Source organism: Streptococcus sp. CCH5-D3 (assembly GCF_001556435.1).
In the GTDB taxonomy this organism is placed as follows: Bacteria; Bacillota; Bacilli; order Lactobacillales; family Streptococcaceae; genus Streptococcus.
In genome coordinates this window covers 28,724-54,342 of sequence record NZ_LSIW01000092.1, presented here as the reverse complement: position 1 = coordinate 54,342, position 25,619 = coordinate 28,724, and the positions used below count along the sequence as shown (strand labels likewise).

Annotated in this window: 25 protein-coding genes; 23 read left to right on the top strand and 2 right to left on the bottom strand. The window is 39.9% G+C overall.

The genetic code is table 11. The annotated features are described in order from the left end of the window. Positions 1-133 precede the first annotated feature (133 nt). A complete protein-coding gene (locus AX662_RS06175) occupies positions 134-586 on the bottom strand; it encodes a universal stress protein (protein ID WP_002884397.1) in 453 nt (150 codons plus the stop codon). A gap of 363 nt (positions 587-949) precedes the next feature. Here AX662_RS06175 and AX662_RS06170 point away from each other — a divergent pair, with 363 nt between their 5' ends. From AX662_RS06170 to gatB, 11 genes are all read left to right on the top strand, one after another. Next, on the top strand, positions 950-2,164 hold the full coding sequence (locus tag AX662_RS06170; RefSeq protein WP_004183315.1) for a pyridoxal phosphate-dependent aminotransferase: 1,215 nt from the start codon (positions 950-952) through the stop codon (positions 2,162-2,164). A gap of 267 nt (positions 2,165-2,431) precedes the next feature. Continuing rightward, positions 2,432-3,217 (top strand): GTP-sensing pleiotropic transcriptional regulator CodY, encoded by a 786-nt coding sequence (codY, locus tag AX662_RS06165; RefSeq protein WP_002884784.1) that lies wholly within the window; start codon positions 2,432-2,434, stop codon positions 3,215-3,217. Positions 3,218-3,282: 65 nt separating this feature from the next. Further along, positions 3,283-3,834 (top strand): cysteine hydrolase family protein, encoded by a 552-nt coding sequence (locus AX662_RS06160; protein ID WP_014634960.1) that lies wholly within the window; start codon positions 3,283-3,285, stop codon positions 3,832-3,834. 192 nt (positions 3,835-4,026) lie between these two features. After that, positions 4,027-5,466 (top strand): 6-phospho-beta-glucosidase, encoded by a 1,440-nt coding sequence (locus AX662_RS06155; protein ID WP_060971923.1) that lies wholly within the window; start codon positions 4,027-4,029, stop codon positions 5,464-5,466. A 218-nt stretch (positions 5,467-5,684) separates the two neighbouring features. Continuing rightward, the gene (locus AX662_RS06150; protein ID WP_060971922.1) at positions 5,685-6,893 is read left to right on the top strand and encodes a glycosyltransferase; all 1,209 of its coding nucleotides are present in this window, start codon (positions 5,685-5,687) and stop codon (positions 6,891-6,893) included. A 3-nt stretch (positions 6,894-6,896) separates the two neighbouring features. Beyond that, positions 6,897-7,778: a glycosyltransferase family 2 protein gene (locus AX662_RS06145; protein WP_060971921.1), complete on the top strand. Its 882-nt coding sequence runs from the start codon at positions 6,897-6,899 to the stop codon at positions 7,776-7,778. Between the two features lie 50 nt (positions 7,779-7,828). Beyond that, on the top strand, positions 7,829-9,127 hold the full coding sequence (locus tag AX662_RS06140; protein ID WP_060971920.1) for a hypothetical protein: 1,299 nt from the start codon (positions 7,829-7,831) through the stop codon (positions 9,125-9,127). Further along, positions 9,108-10,583, top strand: coding sequence for a glycosyltransferase (locus AX662_RS06135; protein ID WP_060971919.1), 1,476 nt, complete (start codon positions 9,108-9,110; stop codon positions 10,581-10,583). The genes AX662_RS06140 and AX662_RS06135 overlap by 20 nt, the downstream gene beginning before the upstream one ends. A 139-nt stretch (positions 10,584-10,722) precedes the next feature. Beyond that, positions 10,723-11,025 (top strand): Asp-tRNA(Asn)/Glu-tRNA(Gln) amidotransferase subunit GatC, encoded by a 303-nt coding sequence (gene gatC, locus AX662_RS06130; protein WP_002884769.1) that lies wholly within the window; start codon positions 10,723-10,725, stop codon positions 11,023-11,025. Beyond that, positions 11,025-12,491, top strand: coding sequence for an Asp-tRNA(Asn)/Glu-tRNA(Gln) amidotransferase subunit GatA (gatA, locus tag AX662_RS06125; RefSeq protein WP_060971918.1), 1,467 nt, complete (start codon positions 11,025-11,027; stop codon positions 12,489-12,491). Before gatC ends, gatA begins: the two co-directional genes overlap by 1 nt. Beyond that, positions 12,491-13,933 (top strand): Asp-tRNA(Asn)/Glu-tRNA(Gln) amidotransferase subunit GatB, encoded by a 1,443-nt coding sequence (gene gatB / locus AX662_RS06120; protein ID WP_002891678.1) that lies wholly within the window; start codon positions 12,491-12,493, stop codon positions 13,931-13,933. The genes gatA and gatB overlap by 1 nt, the downstream gene beginning before the upstream one ends. A 106-nt stretch (positions 13,934-14,039) precedes the next feature. Here gatB and AX662_RS06115 read toward each other — a convergent pair whose 3' ends face one another. Beyond that, on the bottom strand, positions 14,040-14,405 hold the full coding sequence (locus tag AX662_RS06115; RefSeq protein ID WP_060971917.1) for a hypothetical protein: 366 nt from the start codon (positions 14,403-14,405) through the stop codon (positions 14,040-14,042). 157 nt (positions 14,406-14,562) lie between these two features. On the opposite strand from AX662_RS06115, the gene AX662_RS06110 reads away from it, so the two are divergent. From AX662_RS06110 to yqeH, 12 genes are all read left to right on the top strand, one after another. Beyond that, on the top strand, positions 14,563-15,999 hold the full coding sequence (locus tag AX662_RS06110) for a 6-phospho-beta-glucosidase (protein WP_060971916.1): 1,437 nt from the start codon (positions 14,563-14,565) through the stop codon (positions 15,997-15,999). 54 nt (positions 16,000-16,053) lie between these two features. Further along, positions 16,054-16,293 (top strand): SemiSWEET transporter, encoded by a 240-nt coding sequence (locus AX662_RS06105; RefSeq protein WP_060971915.1) that lies wholly within the window; start codon positions 16,054-16,056, stop codon positions 16,291-16,293. A gap of 131 nt (positions 16,294-16,424) precedes the next feature. After that, entirely contained in the window at positions 16,425-16,739 is a 315-nt protein-coding gene (locus tag AX662_RS06100; RefSeq protein WP_003096262.1) for a PTS cellobiose transporter subunit IIB, read from the top strand. A gap of 163 nt (positions 16,740-16,902) precedes the next feature. Beyond that, on the top strand, positions 16,903-18,879 hold the full coding sequence (locus AX662_RS06095) for a BglG family transcription antiterminator (protein ID WP_060971914.1): 1,977 nt from the start codon (positions 16,903-16,905) through the stop codon (positions 18,877-18,879). 9 nt (positions 18,880-18,888) lie between these two features. Further along, a complete protein-coding gene (locus AX662_RS06090; protein ID WP_003096270.1) occupies positions 18,889-19,203 on the top strand; it encodes a PTS cellobiose transporter subunit IIA in 315 nt (104 codons plus the stop codon). A gap of 29 nt (positions 19,204-19,232) precedes the next feature. Further along, positions 19,233-19,739, top strand: coding sequence for a hypothetical protein (locus AX662_RS06085; protein ID WP_013991085.1), 507 nt, complete (start codon positions 19,233-19,235; stop codon positions 19,737-19,739). Positions 19,740-19,797: 58 nt separating this feature from the next. Further along, positions 19,798-21,144: a PTS cellobiose transporter subunit IIC gene (celB, locus tag AX662_RS06080; RefSeq protein ID WP_048790342.1), complete on the top strand. Its 1,347-nt coding sequence runs from the start codon at positions 19,798-19,800 to the stop codon at positions 21,142-21,144. A gap of 88 nt (positions 21,145-21,232) precedes the next feature. Further along, complete coding sequence (locus AX662_RS06075) at positions 21,233-21,616, top strand: hypothetical protein (protein ID WP_060971913.1); 384 nt, start codon at positions 21,233-21,235, stop codon at positions 21,614-21,616. A 158-nt stretch (positions 21,617-21,774) separates the two neighbouring features. Beyond that, the gene (locus tag AX662_RS06070) at positions 21,775-22,818 is read left to right on the top strand and encodes a 2,3-butanediol dehydrogenase (protein WP_060971912.1); all 1,044 of its coding nucleotides are present in this window, start codon (positions 21,775-21,777) and stop codon (positions 22,816-22,818) included. Between the two features lie 97 nt (positions 22,819-22,915). Then, positions 22,916-23,833 (top strand): DMT family transporter, encoded by a 918-nt coding sequence (locus AX662_RS06065; protein WP_060971911.1) that lies wholly within the window; start codon positions 22,916-22,918, stop codon positions 23,831-23,833. A gap of 136 nt (positions 23,834-23,969) precedes the next feature. Continuing rightward, on the top strand, positions 23,970-24,497 hold the full coding sequence (locus AX662_RS06060) for a YqeG family HAD IIIA-type phosphatase (protein ID WP_002891674.1): 528 nt from the start codon (positions 23,970-23,972) through the stop codon (positions 24,495-24,497). After that, on the top strand, positions 24,497-25,615 hold the full coding sequence (gene yqeH / locus AX662_RS06055) for a ribosome biogenesis GTPase YqeH (RefSeq protein ID WP_060971910.1): 1,119 nt from the start codon (positions 24,497-24,499) through the stop codon (positions 25,613-25,615). Before AX662_RS06060 ends, yqeH begins: the two co-directional genes overlap by 1 nt. Positions 25,616-25,619 lie beyond the last annotated feature (4 nt).

The following is a 25,619-nucleotide window of genomic DNA, read 5'->3' as shown; positions in this document are numbered from 1 at the left end:
TTACACCAATGAAAGGCTATGAGTTTTTTTGTTGCACTATATTTTACAATTTATCACAAAAAAAGAACTGAGAGTTAAAATCTCGGTTCTTTTTTTGTATGAGAAAAGCACCAGAGGTGCTTGTGAGAGGTGACTAAAGTGTTTTTTCAGAGTCACGAACAATGAGCAAGTCAACTTTTGCGTGACGGAGAATGTATTCAGAAGATGAACCAATAAGCAAGCGTTCAAAAGTATTGAGACCAGTGGCACCAACCATAATAAGGTCAACATTTTCCTTATCAGGGATATCAACAGCCAAGAGGCTCTTAGGATTACCGAACTCAATAACTTTGCGAATCTTGGTTAAACCAGCTTCTCTGGCTTGGCGTTCAAAGTCAGCCAAAACAGCTTTAGCTTCGTCTTCTAGTTTTTCATAGATATAAGAGTCGAAAGTCGCAACGCTTTGAAGGGCGCGTGTATCGATAACGTGTACCAATAGTAACTGAGCATTATTACGTTTTGCAACGTGCACACCTTTAATAAAGGCCAGTTCTGATTCGTAAGAACCGTCGACAGCTACCATAATACGTTCATATTGTTGAGACATAAGCTCTACCTCCTATCTTTAGCTTTATTATACTCCTTTAATTTAAAAAATGAAAGCGTTGTTATGGATTTTCTGAAATCTTTTTTTGACTGCTTACTTTAGGATGTCCGTAGTAATGTGAAGATTTCAGTATTATCTAAAAATTGAAGATTGCATGAAAAAGAGGTATAATACAATCTGTTATTAGCTTCGTAAGAAACATGATAATTAAACAATAGGAAGACAAGTCTTCAGAAATGATACCAAATGGCTGAGCCTAAATAAAGTTGGTGTCAATAAAAGTGGAAATCCCTATCAGGTGTTGAATTTTCTTATTTTCTGCTAGATGTATCTGCTTTTAGTATCTTTTGAAAGGATTAACTTATGAAAACATTTGATAAATCATCAAAGTTGGAACACGTTGCCTATGATATTCGTGGACCAGTTTTGGATGAAGCCAACCGTATGATTGCTAACGGTGAAAAGATTCTTCGTCTTAATACGGGAAATCCTGCGGAATTTGGCTTTACAGCACCGGATGAAGTCATTCGTGATTTAATTATGAATGTTCGTAACAGTGAAGGGTATTCGGATAGTAAAGGGATTTTCTCAGCTCGTAAGGCGATTATGCAGTATTGCCAGTTAAAGGGATTCCCAAATGTAGATATTGATGATATTTATATTGGTAATGGTGTTTCAGAGATGATTTCCATATCTATGCAGGCCTTGCTTGATGATGGAGATGAGGTCTTGGTCCCAATGCCAGATTATCCTCTTTGGACAGCCTGTGTCAGTCTAGCAGGCGGTAATGCCGTACACTATGTCTGTGATGAAAAATCTAACTGGTATCCAGATATTGATGATATCAAATCAAAGATTACATCAAATACTAAGGCAATTGTAGTCATCAATCCCAATAATCCTACAGGTTCGCTCTATCCTAAGGATGTTCTTGAACAGATTGTTGATATTGCTCGACAAAATGATTTGATTATCTTTGCGGATGAGATTTATGACCGCTTGGTTATGGATGGTAAGAAACATACTGCAATCGCTAGTCTTGCACCAGATGTCTTCTGCGTGTCTATGAATGGTCTTTCTAAGTCTCACCGCATCTGTGGTTTCCGTGTGGGTTGGATGGTTCTTTCTGGACCTAAAAAGAATGTCAAAGGCTATATTGAAGGGCTTAATATGTTGGCTAACATGCGTCTCTGTGCCAACGTGCTCTCTCAACACGTTATTCAGACTTCACTTGGTGGCTACCAATCCGTTGATGAGCTCTTGATTCCTGGTGGGCGTATCTATGAACAACGTGAGTTTATCACGAATACCGTAAACGCTATTCCAGGGCTATCAGCTGTTAAGCCAGATGCAGGGCTTTACATCTTCCCTAGGATTGACCGTAACATGTATGATATTGAAGATGATGAAGAATTCTGTCTTCGTCTCTTGAAGAAGGAGAAGGTTCTCCTAGTTCCAGGTAAAGGCTTTAACTGGAATGAACCAGATCACTTCCGTATTGTCTATCTTCCTCGAGTGGAAGAGTTGGCTGATCTCGGTAATAAAATCGAACGAGTCTTGTCATATTACAAGCGCTAATTCCTTAAAAAACTGGACAATAAGGCTTGTCCGGTTTTTATTGTTTTTAAAAGGGGGATATATTTGAGCAAAATCTGAACATTCTCCCTAAAAATGCCATAATATACTTAATATAATGAATAGTAGAATAATAAATAATTTTCAGACAATTGTTTGCAATTTCTGGGTTAAGTGTGCTATAATGATAGGGCTAGTGAGTCTTGACGCAGAAGATTAGTACAAGGCTTGATATTATTATGATTACAATAGAAAGTGAAGACAATAAATATGGCAAATTTGCTGGCTAAAACACGTAAAATTACATCTATCTTGCAACGCTCAGTAGACAGCTTGGAAGGAGATCTTCCATACAACAACATGGCTGCTCAATTGGCGGATATCATTGATTGTAACGCTGCTATCGTTAATGGTGGTGGTGCTCTCCTTGGTTTTGCCATGAAGTACAAAACCAACAATGATCGTGTGGAAGAGTTTTTTGAAGCTAAACAACTTCCAGAAGAATACACACGTGGTATCAGCCGTGTTTATGATACTCAAGAAAACATTGGTATTGACAGTGACTTGACCATTTTCCCAGTGGAGTCAAAAGATGACTTCCCAGATGGTTTGACTACAATTGCCCCTATCTATGGTGGTGGTATGCGTCTTGGTTCTTTCATCATTTGGCGTAACGATCATGATTTTGTGGATGAAGATCTTATCTTGGTTGAGATAGCTTCTACGGTAGTTGGGTTGCAGTTGTTGAACCTTCAAACAGAGAACTTGGAAGAAACGATTCGTAAACAAACGGCTATTAACATGGCTATTAATACCTTGTCTTACTCAGAAATCAAGGCAGTTTCAGCTATCTTGAACGAGTTGGACGGTTTGGAAGGTCGCTTGACAGCATCTGTTATCGCTGACCGTATCGGAATTACGCGTTCAGTTATCGTTAATGCCCTTCGTAAGTTGGAATCAGCTGGTATTATTGAGAGTCGTTCACTCGGTATGAAAGGGACTTATCTTAAAGTCCTTAACGAAGGTATCTACGACAAATTGAAAGAATACGAATAAGAAGAATACTGAAAGAGAGTGAGGTAGGAGGACCTGCCCCACTTTTTTTAAAAGGAGAAAGTAGCATGACAAAGGCATTGATATCAATTGATTACTCTTATGATTTTGTGGCAGATGATGGGAAGTTGACGGCGGGTAAGCCTGCCCAAGCCATTGAAGATCGTATTGCTCAGGTAACTCAAGAAGCCTATGACAATGGGGATTATATCTTTGTTGCCATGGATCGACATGATGAAGGAGATACCTTCCATCCTGAGACTAAACTCTTTCCACCTCACAATATTGCAGGGACATCTGGGCGAGAACTTTATGGTAAGTTAGCTAGTGTATATGATGCCATCAAGGACGACCATCGTGTCTTTTGGATGGACAAGCGACACTATTCAGCCTTTTCCGGAACGGATTTAGATATTCGTTTACGTGAGCGTCGTGTGACGACAGTTGTTTTGACAGGAGTTTTAACAGATATTTGTGTGTTACATACGGCCATTGATGCTTATAATTTGGGCTATGATATCGAGGTGGTAGAGAGTGCAACAGCCTCCTTGACGCCTGAAGCTCATGACTTTGCTATTGGACATTTTAAAAATGTTCTTGGAGCAACAATTGTGGAGTAAGAGTTAGTTCTTACTCTTTTTTTATCATTGTCATAATGGAGAGAGGATTGAGAGTGGGAATCTGTCCTACTCTCAATTTTTTGTCTAAAATCATAGGATAGTATCAGTTTTCCGTAGTTTACTATAAGAAAACGATTACAGGCTATTGTATACTATTACCATATTAAGTCGAAATATATAGGAGGTAGAATAATGACTAAAAAATTAACTTTTCCTGATGGATTTTTGTGGGGTGGAGCGACAGCAGCCAACCAATGTGAAGGTGCCTATGATGCTGATGGGCGTGGTTTAGCCAATGTTGACGTGGTACCAATTGGTGAGGATCGCCTTTCCATTATCACTGGACATCGCAAGATGTTTGATTTTGAGGATGGTTATTTTTATCCGGCCAAGGAAAGTATCGATATGTACCACCGTTACAAGGAAGATATTGCTCTCTTTGGTGAAATGGGCTTTAAGACCTATCGTCTTTCTATTGCTTGGTCACGTATTTTTCCTAAGGGTGATGAGGCTGAGCCAAATGAAGCTGGGCTTGCCTTTTACGAGGACCTCTTCAAGGAATGTCACAAGCATGGCATTGAACCTTTGGTGACGATCACACACTTTGATTGTCCAATGCACTTGATTACCGAGTATGGAGGATGGCGTAATCGTAAGATGCTTGGCTTCTATGAAAATCTTTGCCGTACCCTTTTCACACGCTTTAAAGGTTTGGTTAAGTACTGGCTCACTTTCAATGAAATCAACATGATTCTCCATGCCCCATTTATGGGAGCAGGACTCTGCTTTGAAGAGGGTGAGAATGAGGAGCAGGTTAAATATCAGGCTGCTCACCATGAGTTGGTAGCCTCAGCTATGGTGACGAAATTGGCTCATGAGATTGACCCTGAAAATAAGGTCGGTTGTATGTTGGCAGCAGGTCAATATTATCCAAATACAGCCCATCCACGTGACTACTGGGCAGCTATGCAAGAAGACCGTAGTAGCTATTTCTTTACTGATGTTCAAGCTCGTGGAGAGTATCCAAATTATGCTAAGAAACAGTGGGAACGTGATGGCATTGAGCTTGAGATGACGGAAGAAGATTTGGCCCTTCTTAAAGAGCATACTGTTGATTTTATTTCCTTCTCTTACTATGCAAGTCGTGTGGCTTCAGGTGATCCAGAAGTTAATGAAAAGACTGCTGGAAATATCTTTGCCTCTATTAAAAATCCCTATTTGGAAGCTTCAGAGTGGGGCTGGCAAATTGACCCACTAGGCCTTCGTATTACGCTCAATGCTATTTGGGATCGTTACCAAAAACCGATGTTTATCGTTGAAAATGGGCTTGGTGCTGTGGATACGCCAGATGAAAATGGTTATGTTGAAGACGATTACCGTATCGACTACTTGGCAGCCCACATCAAGGCTATGCGTGATGCTATTAATGAAGATGGTGTAGAGCTTTGGGGCTACACAACCTGGGGCTGTATCGACCTTGTTTCTGCTGGAACTGGTGAAATGAAGAAACGTTATGGCTTCATCTATGTGGACCGAGATAACGATGGTAATGGTAGTCTTAAACGCTCTAAGAAGAAATCATTTAACTGGTACAAAGAAGTTATCGCAAGTAACGGTGCCTCTGTAGAATAGGGTGTGAGTTCTCGACTAATGACATCTATGAGTTGAGAGGTGTTGGGTGTTCTAAGCCATGTGCTAGTCTGAATCCTGTTTTACGCATATAAGGAGCACTAAGAGAAAATTGATCTCCATTTAAAGTCAGCCTTAGGGTTGGCTTTTTTTGTAAGGGATAGAAATTGTAATGTTTTCTAAAAAATGATATTCTTGTTAGAGTTTGAGAGGAAGAAAACATGGGTAAAAAATCGGTTGTATTTGTAGCTGAGCTATCCTATATGGAAAAGTTAGAGGTAGCTCTTAAATCTTTGTGTGCACATAAAGGGCAGTGGAAAATTTATGTGCTAAATGAGAATTTACCAACAGAATGGTTTACGTTGATGAATCTTCGTTTAGAAGCTATTGATTCTGAAATTCTTAATTGTCGTGTGTCTGCAGAAAGCTTTAAACAATTTTCGCTTCCAAGTGCGCATATTCATTATGCGACTTTTTTCCGTTATGTGATTCCCGAGTTTGTTCAAGAAGATCGTGTTCTCTATTTGGATTGTGATATGATCTTCACGCAGGATTTGTCACCACTTTTTGAAGTGGATCTGGGCGGATTTGGTATTGGAGCGGTAGTGGATCGTCCAACGACGACAGATGGTTTTAATGCTGGTTTGATGGTTATTGACATCGATTTGTGGCGACAACACAAGGTGACAGAGTCTCTTTTTGAATTAACTAAGGAACATCATCAAAATGTTTATGGCGATCAAGGGATTTTGAATCTTTATTTTAAAGACGCCTGGCACCAACTTCCATGGACTTATAATCTCCAAGTAGGCTCTGACAAGGATCAGTACAGATATGGGGACTTGGATTGGTATGATGTTTTTAAAGGGGTGCCAGCGGTTATTCATTACACCTCTCACAATAAACCTTGGACCTCTAAGCGTTTCAACCGTTTCAGAGATATTTGGTGGTTTTATTATGCCCTATCTTGGGAAGACATCTTATTGAGAAAGCCATCCTTAAAGCTTAGCTTTAGTGATATGGTAGGTGATTTTCCTTACCATACGGCTATTTATACTAATACGGCAGACATCTTTGAATTGGAACATTTACTGCAGGCTCTTCCAGATGTAGCTTTTCATGTTTTGGCTCATTCTCATTTCGGGTTTAATTTGGTGAAATTGGAGCAGTATCCAAACCTTATTCTCTATCCATCCTTTGATCCATTGACCAGTCGAAAGGTTTTGGAAAAAATAGATTTTTATTTGGATATCAACCCATTTGACGAGGTTGATCATATCACAGAAACGATTCATCAGTTGGGTCTTCCAATTTTCTCTTTTGAAGAGACCAATCATGACCACACTGGAAAAAATCAAGTGTTCAAGAATGACCAAGTAGACCAAATGGTAGAGGCAGTTCGAGACTATATAGATACGATTGAGAGATAGACCATGGAAAATAAAGAAGTAGTGAGTATTGTGATTCCCATTTATAATGTGGAAGCTTACCTGAAGCAGTGTTTGGAAACGATAGTGAATCAGACTTATCCAAACCTTGAAATCATTCTTGTCAATGATGGTTCTCCTGACAATTCAGAGGAGATTTGCAAGGAATTTTTCAAGAGAGATTCGCGTATTCGCTATGTGCGACAAGTTAATGGGGGCTTATCTGCAGCCCGAAATACAGGGATTGACCTAGCCACAGGTGATTACATCACCTTTGTAGACCCAGATGACTGGGTAACAGAGGATTATGTGGAGACCTTATACACTCAGCTTAAAAAGTATGAAGCAGATGTTTCTATTGCCAACTATAACTTGTTCAATGAGAGTACAAGTAAGTTTTTGATTAAGGTAACGGAGAACGATTATTCTGAAACCCTCTATGAAGGAAGAGACATCATAGATCAGGATGCCATTCAAGAGACACGAGATATGGCTTGGGCATGTGCCATGATGAAACTCTACAAGATTTCCTTATTCGAGGACCTTCGTTTTCCTGTTGGTAAAAATGTTGAAGATAACTTCCTTATGTATAAACTCTTGTTAAAAGCAAATCGTGTTGTCCATACTGAAAAATGTATCTACTGGTATCGAGTGGGACGTAAAGATACCCTTTCGCAGGTCTGGACTGAGAAGCGTGTTTTAGATGAGATGGAAGCTAAGAATGAAAAACTAGCTTTGCTAGGTATGTTGGGCTATGATTTGACCTGGCACCGTTATATTTATAAGACGCGTCTAAAACGGGCGATTGAAAAAATGGAAGAAGCTAATCTTCAAGATACTGAGACCTATAAGATGGCGCAGGTTAACTTGAGATTTTTGGAGCAATAAAGGTCGAGGGTTAAGCTATTTATAGCTTGGATTAGTCAGAAAGGATAACTATGCTCATTATTGCACAAGAACCCAGTCAGGCAACGGAAAAACTGAGAAGATTACTAGATTCCTTTGGTATCCAGTACCGTGTGTTTTACACTAATTTTGAAACAGATGTAGATAAAGCTACTATTAGTTTAGCTTCATCATTTATTTATTCCTCTGAGGAAGATTATCAAGGGGAACCACTCTTTTTTAACGATTTGTCAGTTCCTCTATATTGGGAATTGTGGACTTTGGGGATTACGACCTATATTTTTGATGGTCAAGACCGTCGTGCTAGTGTCATTTTTCGTGACAATCTAAAGGAACGTACGGTCAAACAAGTCCAATGGTTTGGACAAGGGGAAAAAGTTGTTGCGATAGACGACTATAATCGCTATGGTTGGCGTACCAAACAGCGACTTCTGGATGATCAGAGACAAGGCATTATGGATATTTACTTTAATCGTAATCAAGAAGAGGTCTTGCTTCACTATATTCAAGATGGGTACTTGATTGATCAAGAATCTGAAGGAAGAGATAGGATTTTCTCGGGTAGGGAAGAATTAACTAAGGTTGTTTTAAATCAAATTCTAAAGTCAGACGAAGCTATCATCTGTATGGATTCCAATCTAATCCCGATTTTGCAGACCTTGAATGCTGATCGTCTGGTCTATTGCTCCGACAGTCATGATGGTCTTGAGTTTATTCAAAGTCAAGTGAATCATGTTTTGATTACTAATTATTATCCACAAGAGGAACGTTGCTCAGGCATGATTTATTTAGCTGGTGCTGAACAAGAAGGTTCCCAGACTTTTGTGCCTCAGGCTATGGTGATGACTGCTTCTGAAAATATTGAGGGACTAGCTGACTTGGTTGATGCTTTTCCGGATATTGACTTTCATATCGGAGCTCAAACTAGTATGGGACCAAAATTGACTTGTCTCGAAGATAAGGGAAATGTCCATCTTTACCCAGGGATTCGTCAGGAGAAATATCAAGAGCTACTAAGGAATTGTTTCATTTATTTAGACTTGAATTATGGAAGTGAAGTGTCTGATGCAACTTTGGATGCGATTGAAAATGGACAGTTGCTTTTTGGCTTAGAATCAACGGTTCATCGTCACTACTATAAGGACTTACCAACAGTCTATACTTCCTTAGAGGAACTAGAGCAGGGATTCCGACAACTTATACAGCAAGCAGAGTTTTACCCTAAGGCTCTTGAAAGTCAGAAAGAGGTTTTGAAACTCGCCGAGAGGGAAGAAGTCTTAGCTTTCTTTACTAGATTGGAGGGGGAAAAAGATGACGATTTACACCTTTAACCTATTGGTGGGCTATGAACCTAATGGTGTCGATGTGGCTCAGGCGTCTAGAGCTTTGATGCTACGTGAATTAAATGAGCCTGCTAAGTTTGTCTTTACGACCTGGCCACAACCCTATAAATTAGATTATTATCTTTCTTTGGGGCATCGCTACGAGGAACTCCTCCATGCCTATCTTAGCTTTACAGATCAAGACAGTCATATCCCATCTTTGACAGTGGGGGCCTTGCAGCAAAAATTTAAGTTGACACGTCTAGATTTGAAGAGCCAAAGCGAAACAGACTCTGTCTATACCTGTTCTGATGGAACTTCTTTGGTTTTCAAGATGGATCCCTACCAAAAAGGTTGTGTGAGGTATGTAGATTACCACGTCAATGGCATGCTGTTGAAGCGTGAGTGGTATGGAACAAGTAAGTTAGTCACAGAATACTTTGAAAAAGGCATTATCATCAGGAGAAGTTATCACAATAAAGATGGTCGCATCGCCTTTGAAGAACTTAAGCAAGGAGCCAGTTGGTTATATAGGCTAGGAGGTACTGAGATTTTAGTGACCAAGACAGAGGTCATGCGTCGTTTTCTAGCAAGACTTCCTTTGACAGCTGAGGATACCTTATTGCTGGATAGGGCTTCCTTGATGGAGTTTATGCGACCGATTTATGAACTGGATTCACCTGCAAAGCTAGGCTTTGTTTTTCATTCAGAGCATGAGTTTGAAAATGGGGACCTCTACTATGAGTATTATTACATCTTTAAGTACGCCCAACGCTTTGACTTCTTTATCACAGCTACTGAGGCACAAAAGGCTGTTTTAGAGAATACTCTGCAAAAGCAAGGTGTCACAGACGCCGCTATTTATGCCCTAGCAGTGGGACATTTGGAGGATCTTAGTTTTCCAGAGGGGCAGAGGAAGCCTCTTAGTTTGATGACGGCTTCGCGATTGGACCCACGTAAACGCTTGGATTTGGCTATAAGAGCCGTTGCCCTCGCCCATCAAAAAGAGCCTAACCTTCGCTTTGACATCTATGGTAAAGGTGGGGAGCAAGAGAATCTACAAGATCTAATTGATACTTTAGGGGCGAATGATTACATCCAACTTAGAGGGCATGCGGATTTGCGTGACGTCTACCCACAGTATGAACTTTATGTCACAACCTCTCAGTGGGAGACCTTTGGTTTGACCCTGATGGAAGCGGTAGGAGCAGGTTTAGTCCTGGTTGGTTTTGATGCCCGTTACGGCAATCCAACCTTCATCAAAGATGGTGAGAATGGCTATCTGGTTCCTTATAGCGAGACTATGGATGAGGACCTACTTGTTTCTCAGATGGCGGACAAAATTGTATTTGCCTTAGAAAGTGATCTTGAGTCCATGCACCAAGCCTCATATGAGTTGGCCAAACAGTATTTGAAACCTGAAATTCTAGAAGCTTGGAGAAAGCTCTTGATAGCCATACGATAAGTGTTTTGAAAAAGCTCTATCTCTGTAAACTGTAGTGACAAAAAAGTTACTACAGTTTTTTTATCCTCCAAGCAAAATAGGCTAAATTATGGTAAAATAGAAGGTATTGAAAAATCATCATTTCACGAAAGGAAGCAAGATGAAAATTACGCAAGAAGAGGTAACCCACGTTGCCAATCTTTCAAAATTGAAATTCTCTCCAGAAGAGACAGCTGAGTTTGCGACAACCTTGTCTAAAATTGTCGACATGGTGGAATTGTTGGAAGAAGTGGACACGACAGGTGTTGCTCCAACAACGACCATGGCGGATCGTAAGACCGTATTGCGTCCGGATGTTGCTGAAAAAGGGACGGACCGTGACCGCTTGTTTAAAAATGTACCTGAAAAGGATAACTACTACATCAAGGTACCAGCTATCCTAGAAGATGGAGGAGATGCCTAATGTCATTCAACCATAAAACCATTGAAGAATTGCACGACCTCCTTGTCTCTAAGGAAATTTCAGCAACGGAATTGACTCAAGCGACGCTTGATGATATCAAGGCGCGTGAAGAAGACGTCAATGCCTTTGTGACGGTGGCTGAAGAAGCTGCCCTTGGGCAAGCCAAGGCCATTGATGAAAAAGGAATCGATGCAGATAACCTCCTGTCAGGGATTCCACTCGCTGTCAAAGACAATATCTCAACAGATGGTATCTTGACCACTGCAGCTTCAAAAATGCTCTATAACTACGAGCCAATCTTTGATGCGACAGCTGTTGCCAATGCCAAGGCCAAAGATATGATTGTCATCGGGAAGACCAACATGGATGAATTTGCCATGGGTGGATCTGGTGAAACTTCGTACTATGGACCAACCAAGAATGCTTGGGACCACAGCAAGGTGCCTGGTGGATCTTCTAGTGGTTCAGCAGCTTCTGTCGCTTCAGGGCAAGTCCGTTTGTCCCTTGGTTCTGATACTGGTGGTTCTATTCGTCAACCGGCTGCTTTTAACGGGATTGTTGGTCTCAAACCAACTTATGGAACAGTTTCCCGTTTTGGTCTCATTGCTTTTGGTAGCTCACTCGACCAAATTGGGCCGTTTGCACCAACGGTCAAGGAAAATGCCCTCTTGCTCAATGTTATTGCTAGTGAAGATGCCAAGGATTCAACATCTGCACCTGTTCGTGTAGCAGACTTTACTTCTAAGATTGGTCAAGACATTAAAGGCATGAAGATTGCCCTTCCGAAAGAATACCTTGGGGAAGGGATTGACCCAGAAGTCAAAGAAACCATCCTCAATGCGGCTAAACACTTTGAAAAATTGGGAGCAACTGTCGAAGAAGTTAGCCTTCCACACTCTAAATACGGGGTTGCCGTTTACTACATCATCGCTTCATCTGAAGCTTCTTCAAACTTGCAACGTTTCGACGGTATTCGCTATGGTTTCCGTGCGGAAGATGCTAAAAACTTGGATGATATCTACGTGAACACTCGTAGCCAAGGCTTTGGTGATGAGGTTAAACGCCGTATCATGCTTGGTACCTTTAGTTTGTCATCTGGTTACTACGATGCTTACTACAAGAAAGCCGGACAAGTCCGTACCCTCATTATCCAAGATTTTGAAAAAGTCTTTGCGGATTACGACCTTATCCTTGGTCCTACAGCTCCAAGCGTGGCCTTTGATTTGGATTCGCTTAACCATGATCCGGTTGCCATGTACTTGGCGGACTTGTTGACCATTCCAGTTAACTTGGCAGGTCTTCCAGGAATTTCGATTCCAGCAGGATTTGCGCAAGGACTTCCAGTTGGTTTGCAGTTGATTGGTCCTAAGTATTCTGAAGAAACAATCTATCAAGCTGCAGCTGCTTTTGAAGCAACAACGGATTATCACAAGCAACAACCCCTTATTTTCGGAGGTGACAATTAATGAACTTTGAAACAGTCATCGGACTTGAGGTCCACGTTGAATTGAATACAAACTCAAAAATTTTCTCACCAACCTCTGCCCACTTTGGAAACGAGCAAAATGCCAATACCAATGTGATCGACTGGTCTTTCCCAGGGGTGCTTCCTGTCTTGAACAAGGGTGTTGTGGACGCTGGTATCAAGGCTGCTTTGGCGTTGAATATGGACATCCATCAGCACATGCACTTTGACCGTAAGAACTATTTCTACCCTGATAATCCAAAGGCCTACCAAATTTCGCAATTTGATGAGCCTATCGGTTATAATGGGTGGATTGAAGTGCAATTGGAAGACGGCTCAACTAAGAAAATTGGGATTGAACGTGCTCACTTGGAAGAAGATGCCGGTAAGAACACCCACGGAACAGACGGTTTCTCTTATGTAGACCTCAACCGTCAGGGGGTGCCATTGATCGAGATCGTCTCTGAAGCAGATATGCGTTCTCCAGAAGAAGCCTATGCTTATTTGACAGCTTTGAAAGAAGTCATCCAATACACAGGTATTTCTGACGTCAAGATGGAAGAAGGATCAATGCGGGTCGATGCCAACATTTCTCTTCGCCCATACGGTCAAGAGGAATTTGGTACCAAGACGGAGTTGAAAAACTTGAACTCTTTCTCAAACGTCCGTAAAGGTCTTGAATACGAAGTGGAGCGTCAAGCGAAAATCTTGCGTTCAGGTGGTGTTATTCGTCAAGAAACACGCCGTTATGATGAGGCCAACAAGAGCACGATTCTTATGCGTGTCAAAGAAGGGGCAGCGGATTACCGTTACTTCCCAGAACCAGACCTTCCCTTGTTTGAAATCTCAGATGAGTGGATCGAGGAAATGCGTACATCATTGCCTGAGTTTCCAAAAGACCGCCGTGCTCGCTATGTGGCAGAGCTTGGCTTGTCTGACTATGATGCCAACCAATTGACAGCGACGAAAGTTACTTCTGACTTCTTTGAAGCAGCTGTAGCCCTTGGAGGCGATGCCAAACAAGTGTCCAACTGGCTCCAAGGTGAAGTCGCACAATTCTTGAACGCAGAAGGCAAAACGCTGGAAGAGATCAAGTTGACGCCAGAAAACTTGGTAGAAATGATTGCCATTATCGAAGATGGAACGATTTCATCTAAGATTGCCAAGAAAGTCTTCGTTCACTTGGCGAAAAATGGTGGCGGCGCGCGTGAATACGTCGAAAAAGCTGGATTGGTACAGATTTCAGACCCAGAAGTCTTGATCCCGATTATCCACCAAGTCTTTGCAGACAATGAAGCAGCCGTAGCCGACTTCAAGTCAGGTAAACGTAACGCTGACAAAGCCTTCACAGGCTTCCTTATGAAAGCAACCAAAGGCCAAGCCAACCCACAAGTAGCCCTCAAGCTACTTGCCCAAGAATTGGCGAAGTTGAAAGAAGAATAATAGATAAAGAACCAGCCGAGAGGTTGGTTCTTTATCTATTATTAGGGTATACAAAAACTCCTAACGAGTGGAGTTCGTAGGAGTTTTTGAAAAAGACTAAGTGACTTTAGAAATGAGGAAGAGCTGAAGCAACTTTCATTTCTTCAGGAACAGTGACAATAACTTGATGAGCTTTTAATTGATATTTATCAATAATCCATTGACGAAGTTTTTCTTTAGAGACATTAGCAGTTCCTCGGAATTCATGTCCGTTATCATGGACAGTCCAGTCTCCCATTTTCTTAAAATCAGTATTCTTAAGTAAGTCAGGGTATTGATCTAGCTCTTTAAGATGAACAATAGTAAAGGTATTACTATTACGTACAATGACGTTTTTCTTCAAAGTCTTACTTAAGTACCAGAAGAGTATAGCAACAGCGCTAACTCCAACAACAAGTCCTGCAAAAGCAATTAAAAACTGTATGAAATTCATATTAGAACCTCCTTATGAGACATAGTATACTCTTTATCTAAAACGTTTTCAAGCAAAAGATGACCTATTACTTTCCGTAGTATTATGGAAAAAGAATGCGTTTTCATTACCGCTTATGGAGTTTATAATAGAAGTATCAAAGTCAGGAGGAAAAACGATGACTACTTTTAAAGATGGATTTTTGTGGGGCGGTGCTGTTGCTGCTCATCAACTTGAAGGTGGATGGCAAGAAGGTGGTAAAGGAATCAGTGTTGCTGATGTGATGACTGCTGGTCGTCATGGAGTTGCCCGTGAAATTACCCCGGGCGTTTTGGAAGGTAAATATTATCCAAACCATGAGGCAATAGATTTTTACCATCGTTACAAAGGAGATATAGCACTTTTTGCTGAAATGGGATTTAAATGTTTCCGAACATCGATTGCCTGGACACGTATTTTCCCAAAAGGTGATGAATTAGAGCCTAATGAAGAAGGTTTGAAATTTTATGATGATCTTTTTGATGAGTGCTTGAAGCATGGAATAGAGCCTGTAATTACGTTATCTCATTTTGAGATGCCTTATCATTTGGTTACAGAATACGGTGGGTGGAAAAATCGAAAATTGATTGATTTCTTTGTTCGTTTTGCGGAAGTCGTATTCAAACGTTATAAAGATAAAGTTAAATACTGGATGACCTTTAATGAAATCAACAATCAGGCCAATTACCAGGATGATTTTGCACCATTTACGAACTCTGGTATTGTATATGAGGAGGGTGATAACCGAGAAGCTATTATGTATCAAGCAGCACACTATGAGTTAGTAGCTTCTGCTCGAGCAGTAAAAATTGGTCATGAAATTAATCCAGATTTTCAAATTGGTTGTATGATTGCGATGTGTCCTATTTATCCTGCAACTTGTAATCCTAAAGATATTTTAATGGCTATGAAGGCTATGCAAAAACGTTATTACTTTACTGATGTACATGTTTTGGGTAAATATCCTGAACACATTCTCAAGTATTGGGAACGTAAAGGAATCTCAGTTGATTTTACAGATCAAGATAAAGAGGATTTACTTGGAGGAACAGTAGACTATATTGGATTTAGTTACTATATGTCTTTCGCTATCGATTCTCATCGTGAGAATAATCCTTATTTCGATTATCTTGAAACAGAAGATTTGGTTAAAAATAATTATGTTCAGGCATCTGAGTGGGAGTGGCAGATTGACCCAGAGGGCTTACGTTATGCATTAAACTGGTTTACTGATCACTATCATTTGCCACTATTCATTGTTGAAAATGGTTTTGGTGCTATAGACCAAGTTGAAGCAGATGGCATGGTTCATGATGATTATCGAATTGATTACCTAGGGGCTCATATTCGTGAAATGAAAAAAGCTGTAGTTGAAGATGGTGTTGATTTGATGGGATATACTCCTTGGGGCTGCATAGACCTAGTTTCAGCTGGTACCGGTGAGATGAGAAAACGTTACGGATTTATCTATGTGGATAAAGATGATGATGGACAAGGGACCTATGAACGCTCACCAAAGAAATCATTTAATTGGTATAAAGAAGTTATTGCATCTAATGGTGCAACGGTGGAATAAAACTAAGAAGCTGGGTGTATTCCCAGCTTCTTTAGTAAACATAGGAGAATAAATATGATTGGTAGCATTGCAGCAATTTTAACAACATTTGCCTTTTTGCCGCAAGTTGTGCGTGTGGTAAAAACAAAAGATACTGAATCAATTGCCTTAGGGATGTATGTTATGCAGGTTATTGGTATTGCTTTGTGGCTTGCTCATGGGTTTCATATTGGTGACTTACCTTTGATTTTGGCTAATAGTGTTTCCTTTTTACTATCTGGTATTATTTTGACTTATAAATTGAAGTACAAATAATTATTTTCCGTATCGTTGAGGAAAAATCAGCAATGGTAATTGTAAGCGCTATACTCTATAATTAAGGTGTAAATAAGAAATAGCCCAATCAAGTATCAATTTGATGGGATTAGATTAAAGGAGAAAATCTTATGGCAAAAGCATTGATTATTTGTGCAGCAGGAATGTCTTCATCACTCATGGCAAAGAAAACAACTGAATTTCTAAAGGGGAAAGGTCAGGATATTGAGGTTGATGCTATTAGTGCCACTGAAGGTGGAAAAGCTATTGCAGCATCAGAATTTGATTTATACCTTGTAAGTCCTCAAACAAAAATGTATTTTAAACAGTTTGAAGAGGCAGGGGCTAAAGTCGGAAAACCAGTTGTTCAAATTCCACCACAAGCTTACATTCCAATTCCAATGGGAATTGAAAAAATGGCTAATTTAATTGTAGAAAACATCTAATCTTCGTTAAAGAAATAGTGTAAAAAATAGGTGTTAGTTAATATTATCTGTCGAGTGGATTATAAATGATTCATAATGTAACTTATGCTCGATAAAAAGAAGTAAAGGTGTGAAAATATCCTATAATAGAAGGTGAATATATCATTTTTAGGAGGATATGTGATTGTCAAAAACTAGGGAAAAAAGCATCCTTCAATTCTTGATAAAGCATAGGGAACGTTATGTTACGAGTAAAGAGCTTGCTGAATACTTGTCCTGCTCGGATAGGACTGTACGTAATCACTTAAAATCAATTGATCAAACCTTAAACCTTCAAGGTGTTAGCTTAGTATCAAAACAAGGACAAGGTTATAGACTGTTTTTTGAAAGCCAAGAGGCTTGTCAAACGTTTCGTATGATCTATGAATTAGGAGATGATTATAATACAAAATCTTCCATGTCCCAAAGTGATGATCGGCTAGCCTTCATTTTAAATAAGCTCTTGTTTGAACAGGTTCCAGTTCTTTTTGATGATTTAGTTGAGGAGCTATATGTCAGTCGCTCAACCTTGTCTAATGATTTTAAAAAGATACGCCAGATGCTGGCTGAGTATAACCTAACTATAGAAAGTAGAGCGAATAAAGGTGTCTACGTTTCTGGTGAAGAACTAGACAAACGTCGCTTTATTATAAGTTATTTCTTGGAGAACCAGTTTTTTAAAGCATTGCACTCTTATGTGAAGTCAAATTTTTTTGACCAAAATCTTCCATTAGAGGAATTGGCAAAGATTGTTTTAGAAGAATGTCAGGAAGCCAATCTAAAGTTGTCGGATTTTGTTTTACAAAATTTAGTTGTTCATATAGCTTTAGCAATAGGCCGTATCAAGTCTGGTTTTGAAATTAGTAACTTAGATTGTCAGATGGCAGATAATGATATTGAACGTCGGGTTGCTAAGAGGATTCTTTCAAGAGTTAGCAAGGTAACCAATCAGGAATTTCCAGTTCAAGAGATTGATTATATTACCCTACATCTGTTAGCTAAAAGTCAGTTACCCCAAAACAATCAAACAGAGTTTTCTAAAGAGGCACTGAGAGACTCGGTGGTCCAAAGCTTTAAAACCTTAGGGTTAGAGTACATATATCACTTTTCTTCGGATTTTCAACTTATTGAGAGTCTTATAACTCATTTGATGACCTTACAGGTACGTTTAGCCAGTCATATTAATCTTAGTAATCCATTGGTAGATGAGGTTAAACAGAATTATAGTGACGTCTTCTTCATGACCAAGGAAGTTCTTGCAAATATGGAAGCTTTTTCACAGGCTACTATATCTGATGATGAAATAGTTTATGTCTGTCTTCATTTCTTGGCTGCCATCGAACGTCGGAAAGAAAACCATAAATTTTCAGTATTGGCGATTTGTGCAACAGGTTTTGGAGCTGCTCAAATGCTTAGAAATCGTCTTGAATCTGAGCTTGGGAATCGTATAGAGGTGGTTGATGTCATAGGTTACTATGAGTTGAACCAAGAAAAAATAGACGGTATTGATTTTATTGTATCTGCTGTTGATTTATCAAACCTTTACTTTCAGATACCAGTTTTTACGGTGAGTGTCTTTCTTAAATCCGAGGAAATATCTCAGATTCGTCATGCTATGAATCAGATGCAAGTCTCGAGAATTAGGAAACGTTCAGAAGTAGCCCCTATTGAAGACGACAATTTTAAACAGTACTTTAGTCAAGATAATTTCTTTCTGTGGACGAAAGGCGATAAAACAGGACTATTGGAAGAAATGGCTGAGTCTCTATCTGTCGATGAATCAGTGGACTTCAAACAGTCTCTACTTTATGAAATAAAGCAGCGTGAGGCATTAAGTTCTGTTGTTTTTTCCAAAAGAGTCGCGGTTCCACATCCCATTAGACCTTTGGGGAAAGAAGTTAAAGTCTCGGTTGCTATCTGTCAAGAACCTGTCTCTTGGGATAGTCAAAGCTCACATATTCAACTTGTTTTTCTTTTATCACCATCATTATATGGAAATGATGGATTGAAGGATGTGACGAAGAAAATAGTTTCCTTAACAGAAAATGATGACTTACAAAAGCAATTAATCAAGTGCAAGGATTTTGATGAGTTTATTACAATATTCGAAAAAATAACATAGGAGGTTCGTATGAATCAAGAAGAACTACAGGTTGCAGCCTTTGAAATTATTCTTCATTCAGGTACTGCTAGAACAGAAATTCATGAAGCGTTTGCTGATATGCGAGAAGGTCGCTTTGACGAAGCAGAAGCTAAGTTAGACCATTCAAATGAAGAAATTTTAGAAGCACACCATGCACAAACAAAACTTTTGCAAGACTATGCAAGTGGTGTAGAAATTAAGATTGAAATTATCATGGTCCATGCTCAAGACCATTTAATGACCACAATGACTCTATTGGAAGTGGCAAAAGAAATGCTAGTTCTTCATAGAAAGGTTGGCTAAATAGATATAGTTAAACAAGGAGGAAGACAATGACAAAAAAAGAACAACTAGAAATCGAGCGTCAACGTCGGGAGACAGCATTAAAAAATACTTTCTTTAATCGCTACCTTCTTCTACGTTATACAATAGCACTTTTCTTTTTTGGCAATATTTATTGGCTTTTGAATCAATTTATTCGTCCTTCTTTTGTTATTGTTCTCCCTATTACGTTAATTGTATTAGCGATTTTGGCTACTGTTGAGCAGTTTCGATTGTATGGCAAGCGTGATGAACGTTTGAAAGTGACTCAGATGTTTGTTCGCTCGCAAGCTGTTATTCAGGTGGGACTACTTGTTCTAACTTGGACAAGTCTGTTTACAACTCTTTTCCCAATTTTTGAAAATAATCAAGCTGCACGTTTCTTCGTTTTTGTTATTCTTTTACTAGGTTTAGGACTTTGCTTGCTAAATCTTAAAAGAATTCAAGAAATATATGAACGTAAAGATAAGGCTTATCAACGCTTTATCCAGTTAGAAAAGAGTTCTATAACCTTATAACAACTTTTAAAAGGATTGCTATTGAAATATATATAATTATTATTAAGGAGGTCCGATTATGGATCAACAAAACGGATTATTTGGTTTCCTTGAAAATCATGTCATGGGACCAATGGGAAAACTTGCCCAGTTTAAAGTTGTACGTGCAATCACGGCAGCAGGTATGGCAGCTGTACCATTTACTATTGTTGGGTCAATGTTCTTGGTATTTAGTATTCTGCCACAAGCTTTCTCATTCTGGCCAATTGTAGCTGATATTTTCTCAGCTTCATTTGATAAGTTTACTTCTCTATACATGGTTGCTAACTATGCTACTATGGGTTCCCTCTCTCTTTACTTTGTTCTCTCACTTGCTTATGAGTTAACTAAAATCTATGCAGAAGAAGAAGAACTAAATATGAATCCTCTTAATGGTGCTCTTCTTGCGCTCATGGCGTTCATTATGACAGTTCCACAAATCATTTTTGACGGTGGAATGATGAAAGCTGTAGGTAGCCTTAAAGAAGGTGCAGTCGTTGTCGACGGTTGGGCAATGGGCAATGGCGTTACTCGTTTTGGTACTACTGGTATTTTCACAGCTATTATCATGGCTATTGTGACAGTTCTTATTTATCGTACATGTGTAAAACGTAATTGGGTTATTAAAATGCCTGAAGCTGTTCCAGAAGGGGTTTCTCGCGGATTTACAGCCTTGATTCCAGGATTCGTCGTTGCATTTGTAGTTATCTTTATTAACGGTGCACTCGTGGCGTTGGGAACTGACATCTTTAAAGTTATTGCTATTCCATTTGGGTTTGTTGCTAACCTAACTAACTCATGGATTGGATTAATGATTATTTATCTTTTAACTCAACTCCTCTGGATTGTAGGGATTCATGGTGCTAACATTATCTTTGCTTTCGTTAGCCCTATCGCACTTGCTAACATGGCAGAAAATGCTGCTGGAGGACACTATGCTGTAGCTGGTGAGTTCTCTAACATGTTTGTTATCGCTGGTGGATCAGGTGCAACTCTTGGTCTGTGTCTCTACATTGCTTTTGCTGCTAAGTCAGAGCAACTTAAAGCGATTGGACGTGCCTCAGTTGTTCCAGCATTGTTCAACATTAATGAACCTTTGATTTTTGGTTTGCCAATTATCTATAATCCAGCATTAGCGATTCCATTTATCTTAGCTCCAATGGTTACAGCTACTATTTACTACTTTGTTAATGCATTGCACTTGATTAATCCTGTTATTGCACAAGTTCCATGGCCAACCCCAGTGGGAATCGGAGCCTTCTTAGGAACAGCAGATCTCCGTGCTGTCTTAGTTGCTCTTGTCTGTGCAGTTGCTGCCTTCCTTGTTTACTTCCCATTCATTCGTGTTTACGATAAGAAATTGTTGAAAGAAGAACAAGAAGCTTAATTTATGGTTAAAGATCTTAACTTTGTTAAGGTCTTTTTTGTTATACTAATGGTATTCAATAAAACATCTATTAAGTAGGAGCAACCCAATGAACAAATTCTTAAGAGCCCTATTTATCCTCGTTATTCTCGCCATGACTGGTGCCATTATTTTTCAGCTATTTTACCCAACCTATATGGGAAGTCACTCGGGGTACGGTATTTCAGTTGGCTGGCAGAGGGAGATTGGAATTTGGAATGTGGCAGTCCTTGTCATCCTGATTGCCGTGAATCTCAAGTACGATTGGTTTTATTTGAGAGCTGTACTGATAGCTTTGATTATTGGAGGCGTCGGTATTGGAACAAATCATTTCCTTAGCTATCTTCAACATCATCACTCAGTCAACGCCATAGGTGCTCTTGAAAATTATCTTTTAGTCCTTGGCTGGGTTGTAGGTTGGTGGCTAGAGGTGTCTCGAATCAAAAAGAAATAAGGTAACTATTGTTTAGATTAGGGAGGTACTTCATAGGATACTTCCCTTATTTTTTTGGTCTCTTTTTCCTTGACAAGTAAAAAGAAAACGTTTACAATTTGATGTATAATGTTTCCTGAAAAGAAAACCAAAAATTGTGAAAACAAGGAGATCATCATATGGCTACTATGAAAGCAGCTCGCTGGCATGCAGCGAAAGACGTTCGTATCGAAGAAGTGGAAGTACCTGAAGTACAGCCTCATCAAGTAAAAGTGGCAGTCAAGTTCACAGGAATCTGTGGTACAGATTTGCATGAATATTTGGATGGACCAATCTTCATTCCAACAGAAGAACATGTGTATTCTGGTCAAAAAGCACCGGTTACTTTGGGACATGAATTCTCTGGTGAGATTGTAGAAGTCGGAAGTAATGTGACTCGTGTCAAAGTTGGCGATCGTGTAACCATCGAACCAATTCTTGCAGAGCACAACTTGATTGGCGATTATAACCTTGATCCAAACTTGAACTTCGTCGGCCTCGCTGCAGATGGTGGTTTTGCGAAATACTGTGTCCTTGATGGTGATCTTGTCCATGTGATTCCAGATAGCTTGAGCTATGAACAAGCTGCTCTTACAGAACCTGCTGCTGTAGCTGTGTATGCAGTCCGTCAATCTGCTTTGAAAGCTGGGGATACAGCTGTTATCTTTGGCTTGGGTCCAATTGGTCTTTTGATCGTTGAAGCCCTTCGTGCAGCAGGCGCATCAAAAATCTATGCGGTTGAATTGTCTCCTGAACGTCAAGCGAAAGCAGAAGAATTGGGAGCAATTGTTGTTCGCCCAGAAGAAGGGGAAACAGTCGTAGAGGCTATCCATCGTTTGACAGGAGGTGGAGCAGATGTTTCTTACGAAGTTACTGGGGTTCCGGTTGTTTTAGGCCAAGCCCTTGCAGCTGTTCATAAAGCTGGGGAATGTATGGTCGTATCTATCTGGGAACGTGAAGCCAGCATCAATCCAAATGAATTCGCCATCCAAGAAAAATCTCTCAAAGGAATTATTGCCTACCGTCACATCTTCCCTAAAGTTTTGGAATTGATGGAACAAGGCTACTTCCCTGCTGATAAATTGGTTACTAAGAAAATTAAATTGGAGAATATCGTTGAAGAAGGATTTGTTGAATTGACCCAAGATAAATCTCAAATTAAAATCTTGGTTGAACCAGAATAAGCATATAAAGGTCGAATGAATAGATAAAGGTCGAAACCGTTTTGTTTCGACCTTTTTGTGTTACAATAACAGAAACAAATAGATTTGGGAGGCGACTATGTCAAAGACGCTAAAAGGTAGTCTGATGGTCATAACTGTTGGAATTGCCTGGGGATTTTCAGGAGTTTCTGGTCAATACCTAATGGCTCATGGTGTTAATGTCAATCTTTTGACGAGTTTACGTTTGCTTCTGTCTGGTATTTTACTAACGGCTTCGGTCTTTTTTAGGCAGCGAGACAAATTAGTACAAGCTATTAAAGATAGAAAAACCTTAGTAAGTATCGCCTTATTTGCTCTCTTTGGTCTGGTACTAAATCAGTACGCCTATCTCAGTGCTATTCAATACACTAATGCTGGGACAGCGACGGTCTTGCAGTATGTCACCCCAGTTATCATCCTGGCTTTTGTATGTGCAAAATATCGTAGGTTCCCAACAGCAGCAGAGCTAGTGGCGATTATCATGGCTATTGTGGGAACCTTTACCATCGCAACGCATGGTCAGATAAGGGAGCTGGCAATTACACCTCTGGGCTTGTTCTGGGGTCTCTTTTCGGCGGTGACCTATGCACTTTATATCTTACTGCCTGCTAAGGCTATTGAAAAATGGGGAAGTTTGATTGTCATTGGTTTAGGCCTGTTGCTCGGTGGTTTAATCTTTCCGATTGTTATCCAAGCCTGGAAGTACGAGCTACCCTTGACTAGTGGAAATCTTCTAGCACTCTTTGGCTTGGTCTTCATTGGGACAGTCTTTGCTTACACCGTTTTTCTTAAGGGGACAACCATGGTTGGAGCTGTCAAAGGGAGTCTCTTGGCTTCGGTAGAACCTATAGCGTCAGTCATTTTGACCGTATTAATTATGGGGGACCGCTTCTTTGCCATTGATGTGGTTGGAATGTTTTTAATTGTTCTTGCTGTTATCATCATATCGCTTAAGAATTTAGTTGCACTTAAAAAACAAGAAAAAATTCAAAGATAATATTGGAGCCTGAGTGATTGTGGCTCTTTTCTTTATTGTTATGTAAAGGATGTTCTTAAAAAATAGGACTTAAGTCCCACACATAAACCTTAAAAATATGGTAGAATAAGAGGTAAACTAACATTTTGGAGAGAAAATGACTATAGACGATTATAGGCCCCATTTTATGGTGGAGGCTGTTTATGATTTGAAACCTGACCAGTTACGTGAACACGGTATTCGTGCCGTCTTGGTCGATTTGGACAATACCTTGATTGCTTGGAACAACCCTGATGGGACTCCTGAGCTACGTGCTTGGTTGGATGAGATGACAGAGGCTGATATTCCGGTAGTTGTGGTCTCTAACAATAAATATGAACGTGTTGAACGTGCGGTTGCCAATTTCCATGTGGATTTCGTGAGTCGTGCCATGAAGCCTTTCACTAAAGGCATTAATGAAGCGATTGAGCGTTACCACTTTAACCGAGACGAGGTTGTTATGGTGGGAGACCAGCTAATGACTGACATCAGAGCTAGCCACAGAGCTGGAATTCGCTCGATTTTGGTCAAGCCTTTGGTGAAATCAGATGCTTGGGTAACCAAGTTTAACCGTTGGCGTGAACGTCGCATGTGGAAAAAGATTGAAAAAGCATATGGTCCAATGACCTTCAACAAAGGAATTTAATGGAAGAATTATTTTGTATTGGGTGTGGAGCTCAAATTCAAACAGAAGATAAAGAAAAAGCAGGTTTCACACCTGCTAGCTCTATTAAAAAGGCCGAAGAAACAGGTGAGTTATACTGCCAACGCTGTTTCCGTCTTCGTCATTACAATGAGATTGTGGATGTCCACATCACAGATGATGAATTTTTAAAATTGCTTCATGAAGTTGGTGATAGTGATGCCCTCGTTGTCAATGTCGTTGATATTTTTGATTTTAATGGATCAATCATACCAGGCTTATCACGCTTTGTTTCGGGTAATGATGTGCTCTTGGTTGGAAATAAAAAGGATATCCTGCCTAAATCCGTAAAAGATGGTAAGGTAACCCAATGGTTGACAGAACGTGCCCACGAAGAAGGCATGCGTCCGGTGGATGTCATGTTGACGTCTGCCCAAAATCACCATGCCATTAAAGAGCTAATCCAACGTATTGAAAAACTCCGTAAGGGTCGTGATGTCTATGTTGTTGGTGTTACGAATGTTGGTAAATCAACCTTAATCAATGCCATTATCAAAGAAATTACTGGTGATAAAGATGTTATCACAACCTCTCGTTTTCCAGGAACGACCCTTGATAAGATTGAAATTCCATTGGATGACGGTAGCTATATTTTTGATACACCAGGAATTATTCACCGACACCAGATGGCGCACTATTTGTCAGCTAAGGATCTCAAGTACGTTAGTCCTAAGAAGGAAATCAAACCGAAGACTTATCAGTTAAATGCAGGGCAAACCCTATTCCTAGGTGGACTAGGACGCTTTGACTTTATTGATGGTGATAAACAAGGATTTACAGCCTTCTTTGACAATAATCTAAAGCTTCATCGTACCAAACTAAAAGGCGCAGATGCCTTCTATGATAAGCATGTTGGAAGTCTCCTCATGCCTCCTGGGCCAAAGGATCTTGCCGATTTTCCGAAACTTGTCCGTCACGAGTTCACTGTCAAAGATAAGACAGACATTGTCTTCTCAGGATTAGGATGGATTCGTGTCCAAGGAAAAGCTGACCAACCAACCATCGTTGCTGCTTGGGCACCAGAAGGTGTTGGCGTTGTCGTACGAAAAGCGATTATTTAAACTT

Coding starts and splice junctions, on each gene's coding strand:
- AX662_RS06175 (WP_002884397.1), bottom strand. CDS start 586: ATGTCTCAACAATATGAACGTATTATGGTAGCTGTCGACGGTTCTTAC.
- AX662_RS06170 (WP_004183315.1), top strand. CDS start 950: ATGAAAACATTTGATAAATCATCAAAGTTGGAACACGTTGCCTATGAT.
- codY (WP_002884784.1), top strand. CDS start 2,432: ATGGCAAATTTGCTGGCTAAAACACGTAAAATTACATCTATCTTGCAA.
- AX662_RS06160 (WP_014634960.1), top strand. CDS start 3,283: ATGACAAAGGCATTGATATCAATTGATTACTCTTATGATTTTGTGGCA.
- AX662_RS06155 (WP_060971923.1), top strand. CDS start 4,027: ATGACTAAAAAATTAACTTTTCCTGATGGATTTTTGTGGGGTGGAGCG.
- AX662_RS06150 (WP_060971922.1), top strand. CDS start 5,685: ATGGGTAAAAAATCGGTTGTATTTGTAGCTGAGCTATCCTATATGGAA.
- AX662_RS06145 (WP_060971921.1), top strand. CDS start 6,897: ATGGAAAATAAAGAAGTAGTGAGTATTGTGATTCCCATTTATAATGTG.
- AX662_RS06140 (WP_060971920.1), top strand. CDS start 7,829: ATGCTCATTATTGCACAAGAACCCAGTCAGGCAACGGAAAAACTGAGA.
- AX662_RS06135 (WP_060971919.1), top strand. CDS start 9,108: ATGACGATTTACACCTTTAACCTATTGGTGGGCTATGAACCTAATGGT.
- gatC (WP_002884769.1), top strand. CDS start 10,723: ATGAAAATTACGCAAGAAGAGGTAACCCACGTTGCCAATCTTTCAAAA.
- gatA (WP_060971918.1), top strand. CDS start 11,025: ATGTCATTCAACCATAAAACCATTGAAGAATTGCACGACCTCCTTGTC.
- gatB (WP_002891678.1), top strand. CDS start 12,491: ATGAACTTTGAAACAGTCATCGGACTTGAGGTCCACGTTGAATTGAAT.
- AX662_RS06115 (WP_060971917.1), bottom strand. CDS start 14,405: ATGAATTTCATACAGTTTTTAATTGCTTTTGCAGGACTTGTTGTTGGA.
- AX662_RS06110 (WP_060971916.1), top strand. CDS start 14,563: ATGACTACTTTTAAAGATGGATTTTTGTGGGGCGGTGCTGTTGCTGCT.
- AX662_RS06105 (WP_060971915.1), top strand. CDS start 16,054: ATGATTGGTAGCATTGCAGCAATTTTAACAACATTTGCCTTTTTGCCG.
- AX662_RS06100 (WP_003096262.1), top strand. CDS start 16,425: ATGGCAAAAGCATTGATTATTTGTGCAGCAGGAATGTCTTCATCACTC.
- AX662_RS06090 (WP_003096270.1), top strand. CDS start 18,889: ATGAATCAAGAAGAACTACAGGTTGCAGCCTTTGAAATTATTCTTCAT.
- AX662_RS06085 (WP_013991085.1), top strand. CDS start 19,233: ATGACAAAAAAAGAACAACTAGAAATCGAGCGTCAACGTCGGGAGACA.
- celB (WP_048790342.1), top strand. CDS start 19,798: ATGGATCAACAAAACGGATTATTTGGTTTCCTTGAAAATCATGTCATG.
- AX662_RS06075 (WP_060971913.1), top strand. CDS start 21,233: ATGAACAAATTCTTAAGAGCCCTATTTATCCTCGTTATTCTCGCCATG.
- AX662_RS06070 (WP_060971912.1), top strand. CDS start 21,775: ATGGCTACTATGAAAGCAGCTCGCTGGCATGCAGCGAAAGACGTTCGT.
- AX662_RS06065 (WP_060971911.1), top strand. CDS start 22,916: ATGTCAAAGACGCTAAAAGGTAGTCTGATGGTCATAACTGTTGGAATT.
- AX662_RS06060 (WP_002891674.1), top strand. CDS start 23,970: ATGACTATAGACGATTATAGGCCCCATTTTATGGTGGAGGCTGTTTAT.
- yqeH (WP_060971910.1), top strand. CDS start 24,497: ATGGAAGAATTATTTTGTATTGGGTGTGGAGCTCAAATTCAAACAGAA.